This is a genomic window from Rothia sp. HMSC068F09 (assembly GCF_001812775.1).
GTDB classification, from domain to species: domain Bacteria; phylum Actinomycetota; class Actinomycetes; order Actinomycetales; family Micrococcaceae; genus Rothia; species Rothia mucilaginosa_A.
In genome coordinates this window covers 22,000-27,788 of sequence record NZ_KV810428.1, presented here as the reverse complement: position 1 = coordinate 27,788, position 5,789 = coordinate 22,000, and the positions used below count along the sequence as shown (strand labels likewise).

Below are 5,789 nucleotides of genomic sequence, written 5' to 3'. Positions count from 1 at the left end.
GCGGCGCCGTGAGAGGCTCACGGCGGCACCGCAAAGCCAAAGAGTTCTAACGAATACAGATATAAACAAAGAAGCTCCCCAGTCTTTCGACTGGAGAGCTTCTTTCCTAGTGGTGACCCCAACCGGATTTGAACCGGTGTTGCCGCCGTGAGAGGGCGGAGTACTAGGCCGCTATACGATGGGGCCGTGAGATTTACATCTCTTTTATCAGGTCTCCCTGACAACACATACTACTATACAGAGATTCTACGAAACGACCAAATCGAAATCGAGTGAAATGGAACACATTATCCAATGTTGGTTTCTGCCGTCACAACAGATATTGCCGACCGCTTCCCCGACCCGCATCAGCGCCCCCATACAGATGCGCCCCGCACACTCGGTACGGGGCGCATCCGGAAGGACCAATAAGAACCGGTCAGATACCGTTACAGGCTAGGACTTACGGCGACGCAGCACCACCAGGGTGGCGCCGGCAATCAGGACGAAAGCGCCCACAGCAGCCAGGCTCAGAACGCTCTGTGCGCCGGTCTTAGCCAGCGAACCGCTCTGGGTCGAGGACTTCGTCGCGGAGGCATTTACCTGAGCGTTAGAGCCCTTTGGCTGAGAGGAGGACTGAGACGAGGAAGAAGAGTTCGAGGCCGGCTGCGACGAAGAGCTCTTCTTCGCGGGAGTCTTCACGGTGGAGCCCATCTGCTCCTGTGCGGCAGGGGCGTTCGAGTCAGCAGTCTTGGACTGAGCGTTATCCTGCTGCTGGGCGGCAGGCGACTCTGCGGGCTGGCTCGGCTTGCTCGAGTCATCCGAGGTGGCGCGGTTATCAGCCTTATCCGCGTCTTCCTGAACATCGTTAACAATCAGCGCACGAGCCGAATCGTAGTCGCGGTTCATAGCAACGTCGGAACCGGCAGTCACGGTGCCGAGCAGGTAGCCCTGGCCGTACTTCAAGGTGTTTGCCGGTACGCGCAGGGTGCCGCTGAAGGAGTACTTACCGGTCTTCTCGTTGTACACGAAGTCGCTGGCCGGAATAACCGTGGAGATCTTCTGGATGTTCTGCAGCTCGCTGTCGGTCAGCTTGTCGTTGCCGGGAAGCCATTCGCCGTCCTTAACCAGGAAGAGGCGAATACCCTCGGCCGGGGGCTTATCAAAATCAGCGCCGGTGACATGGAAGGTGTAGGGGCGAGTGATGTCAATCGTGCCCTCCGCGAAGTTCAGGGTGGGGCCGATAATCACGGGCAGCGCTTCCTTCGGGTAACCTTGGAAGGCAAGCTTGGAAGGAACAATCGTTGCAGGCGAGGTGAATTCGCCATCGGCAAGCTCGATGTGGAACTTCATGATGGAGTTCGGCTTGAGGACCTCGCGGGTGGAGGGGATGGTCTTACCATCGCGGCCAACCCGAGCCTTGGACATGTAGTTGTCGGTGGTCGAACCGTCGCCGGTCTTCGGGTCGAGAACGTAAGGCACGGAGGCGGTTGCACCCTCAATGTCCTGCTTGTCCACGGCCACAACGGAGCCGTCGTCGGCGAGGGTCAGGTCGTTAGCCTTGCCGCCGTTCATCTCGACCTCGCCAATCACGCGGTCGGTCTTGGCATCGAAGATGGCAATCTTACCGGTGCCGAAATCGGAGACGTACACGAGGTCGCGCTCTTCATCGTTGACCATGGCCAGGGCCTGGGTGCCGAACTTGACGAACTTCTTGAACGCACCGGTCTTCAGGTCGTACACCGAGATGCCGGAGTTAACGCCCTTCACACCCTGAGAGGATACGTAGATTTCATTCTGGGAGTGATCGATGGACACATCGGAGGGGCGAACCTCAACCGAAGAGTCCTCGCCCCGGGTCTGGATGACCTGCTCAGTCTTCAGGGTCTTGGTGTTAATCACAAAGAGCTTGCCGCTGGTGCGCTCGGGCACATACAGCTTGTCGCCGTCGATGGCCACGTTCATGCCAATGTAGCGGGTGCCGCCGTCGGGTGCACCCTGCAGCTGAATCTTGGTGACCTCGAAGGTTTTCATGTCGATAGCCGAGACGTAGTAGCGGCCGGTCACGAACACCTTGCCCGATGCGTTATCCACGCGAACCTCGCGGGGGTGCTCAATCCAGTTCGGATCGGCCTGGGACATGCCGTGACTGGTCCAAATCTGCTCCATGGTCTCCTGGTCGAACACGGAGAGGGAGTTGTCGGTCGTGTTGGTGACCCACACGGTACCGTTGGCATCATCGACGGTGATGCCGTACGCAGAAACGTAGCCGAACTGGCCGTTTGCGTCATATTCGAAGGGAAGGACCGCTACTTCTTCAATCTTCATGGTGTCTGCATCGACACGCGCGATGGTGGAGGCCAGGTTGCTACTGCCACCCACGCCAACCATCCAGATCTTGTGGTGCGCCTGCGAGTAGGCCACCTGGTACTGACCGGGCAGACCCTGAGTAATCTGGGCGGTGGATGCGGAGACATCTACGACGCGGCTTTCAGTGCTTTCTGCGTCGGAGGAGGAAGCGGACTGGGTCGTGGTCGGTTGCGCGGTGTTCTGCGCTGCGAAGGAGGCAGGAATCATGGACGCGCCGGAAATGGCGAGCGCGAGGGAGCCAGCAACGATACCCTTCAGCGCCTTACCCGAAGGAGGAGTGAGGTTCAATGTGTGTCCTTGTAGAGATGTAACGGAAGTACTCCACTGCCGCGTCGAGGTGCTAACGAGACACCTCGTGAGCGCGCGGTGACACGCTCAACGACAGCGGGAGCAGAAGCGCAAGTAATGCATAAATTTACCTACCCTCTTATCCTCAGCGTTTTCCCAGGAAAATACAAGCTATGTCGAGGGTGTGTTCAATATTTTTGGGCGCATCCCGCGAATTTACCTTGAGCATCACGTGAACGTTGAACCCTTAGAGGGAGATTTACCTTCCCCGGGAGGCAAAAACCCTGGTCAGCCTGATATTCATTAGCTCTTATATTTACACATTAATGTAAAAATTTGCTTCACCCGGTACATTATTCCGATGCATTATTCTTCCCTCAACGACATCACTTTTCCGTTCGTGCGAACGCACCCAATACGCGCAAAAGGCGGGCCCCTCCCCCGCCGCAATCTCGACGATTGCGGCGGGGCCGGGAGCCCGCCTCACGCAGCGGCTCAGAGTGGCCGCTGAACGTTGCTACTCACCGCCTCCTTATGGCAAAGTCGGCGGTTACAGCTTAGGCCTTGCGACGGCGAACCAGAATGGCCGCGCCACCCAGCAGGGCGACCGAACCCACGGCCAGCAGGCCGGCCACGCCGTTCGCACCGGTGCTGGCCAGAGCACCCTTCGAGGAGCCACCCTCGCGCTGAGCCTGCGAGGAACCGGAAAGATCGGCCTTCACACCATCCTTGGAGGGGTTCAGCTCGTCCCGAGAATCGCTCTTGCTATCGGTCTTTGCATCGGACTTCGCAGTATCCTTCGCGTCGGTGGCCGAATCGGCCGACTGCGAGGGAGCGGGGGTCGAAGAGTTGTCCTTCTTAGCGTCCTCAGACTTCGGGTCAGTCGGCTTCGACTCATCGGCCTTCACGCCGGTCACCATCGGGTAGCCCGCGAACTGCAGGGCGGTCGGGGTGAGGGTCACGGGAGCCGCGCTCTCGGCGGTGTCCTTCACGCCAACCTTGAACTTCAGAATGGAGTTAGCCTTCAGCTGCTGAACCGATGCGGGAACGTCGTTACCCTGGCGGTCCTTGCCGGGCAGGGTGGTGTACTCGCTGGCGGTGGTAATCTCGCCGGTGGTGCCGTTGAGCACGTAGGGCAGGGTCACCTTCTCGTCGCGGTCCTTCTTGTCAAGGACCAGTACGGAGCCGTCCTTGAGCAGGGTCACGTCGTTCGCGGCTGCGCCGTTCATCTCGACCTCGCCGATCACCTCGTCGGCGCGGCCGTCAAAGACCGCAACCTTACCGGTGCCGAAGTCGGTCACGTACACCAGGTCGCGGTCCTCATCGTGCTCCAGGGCAAGCGCCTGGGTGCCGAACTTGACGAACTTCTTGAACGCACCGGTCTGCAGGTCATACACCGAAATACCGGAGTTGACGCCCTTCACACCCTGGGAAGAAACGTAAATCTCATTCAGCGAGTGGTCCACAGCCACGTCGGAGGGGCGAACCTCAACGGTGGAGTCCTCACCCTGAGTCTGGATGGTCTTCTCAACCTTGAAGGTCTTGGTGTCCACGACGAAGAGCTTACCGCCGGTGCGCTCGGGCACGTACAGCTTGCCGCCGTCCAGGAACAGGTTCATGCTGATGTAGCGGGTACCGCCGTCGGGGGCGCCCTCGAGCTGAATCTTCTCAACCTGCTTGGTCTTCAGGTCGATAGCGGAGACGAAGAAGCGGCCGGTCACGAACGCTTTGCCGGACTCGTGGTCGACGAGCACAGAACGGGGGTGCTCAATCCAGTTCGGGTCGCCCTCCTTCACGCCCTCGTTGGTCCAGATGAGCTTGAGGGTCTGCTGGTCGTACACCGCAACGGAGTTGTCGGTGGTGTTGGTGACCCAGACGGTGCCATCCACATCATCGACGGTCACGCCGTACGCGGAGGTGTAGCCGTACTGGCCCTTGTCGTTCTTCTTCACGGGCAGCTCGGCGAATGCCTCGGTCTGCAGGGTGTCTGCATCCACGCGCGCCAGGGAGGAAGCAAGATTGCCTCGCGCACCCACGGTGGGCACGAAGAGCTTATGGTTCTTCTTGGAGTAGCCAACCTGGAACTGACCGGGCAGGCCCTGAATGATATTTGCGACGCTACCGGATGCATCCACGGTGCGGTGTGCCTCGGTGGAGGGGGTGGTGGTGTCGGTTGCTTTGGTGGTCTTGGTGGCGGTTGCCGGGTAGCCCTGGAACTCGCGGGTTTCGGGGGTGACCTGCTTGACCTCGGAGTTGTCGCCCGCGGTTGCGGTGACCTTGAACTTCAGGATGGAGTTCGCCTGAATCTCGGAGGTCTTGGCGGGAACCTCGTTGCCCTGCTTGTCCTTAGAAGGCTTGCTGGTGACCTTGTCCGAGGTGCTGACGGTGCCGGTGGTGCCATCGAGCACGTAGGGCACGGTTGCGGTTGCGCCAGCCTGCTTGTCCACAGCGACCACGGAGCCGTTGGGCAGCACAACCAGGTCGTTTGCCTTGCCGCCGTTCATGGCGACCTCGGCGATCAGCTTGTCCGCTGCGCCGCCGTCAATCACGCCGACCTTGCCGGTGCCGAAGTCAGAGACGTACACCAGGTCGTTATCCTCGTCGTTGTCCAGTGCGAGTGCCTGGGTGCCGACCGGGATGAACTTCTTGAACTCGTGGGTGGTCGCATCGTAGATGGACACGCCAGAGTTCGCGCCCTTCACACCCTGGGAGGAGACGTAAATTTCGTTCTGGGAGTGGTCAATCGCGATGTCGGAGGGGCGAACCTCACCCTCAGCGTTACCCTTGGTGTCGAAGCTGCTCTCTACCTTGAAAGTCTTGGTGTCGATGACGAAAATCTTGCCGCCGGTACGCTCGGGCACGTACAGCTTGCCGCCGTCGACCAGGATGTTCATGCTGATGTAGCGGGTGCCGCCGTCGGGTGCGCCTTCGAGCTGGATCTTCTCAACCTGCTTGGTCTTCAGGTCGATAGCGGATACGAAGAAGCGACCGGTGACGAACGCCTTACCGGACTCGTGGTCAACCAGAACGGAGCGGGGGTGCTCAATCCAGTTCGGGTCGGTCTCTGCGATACCGGCGGTGGTCCAGGTCTGCTGCAGGGTTTCCTGGTCGTACACGGAAATGGAGTTGTCGGTGGTGTTGGTGACCCAGAC

2 protein-coding genes and 1 tRNA gene are annotated in these 5,789 nt (G+C 59.7%); all 3 read right to left on the bottom strand.

Annotation, left to right across the window (positions count from 1 at the left end):
* Window positions 1-110: 110 nt before the first annotated feature.
* A tRNA-Glu gene (locus tag HMPREF2874_RS06345) sits at window positions 111-186 on the bottom strand.
* Between the two features lie 249 nt (window positions 187-435).
* A complete protein-coding gene (locus tag HMPREF2874_RS06340; protein WP_070649500.1) occupies window positions 436-2,637 on the bottom strand; it encodes a DUF5074 domain-containing protein in 2,202 nt (733 codons plus the stop codon).
* A gap of 557 nt (window positions 2,638-3,194) precedes the next feature.
* Window positions 3,195-5,789: LPXTG cell wall anchor domain-containing protein (locus HMPREF2874_RS06335; RefSeq protein ID WP_070649498.1), on the bottom strand; the 2,595-nt coding region annotated here is incomplete at its 5' end.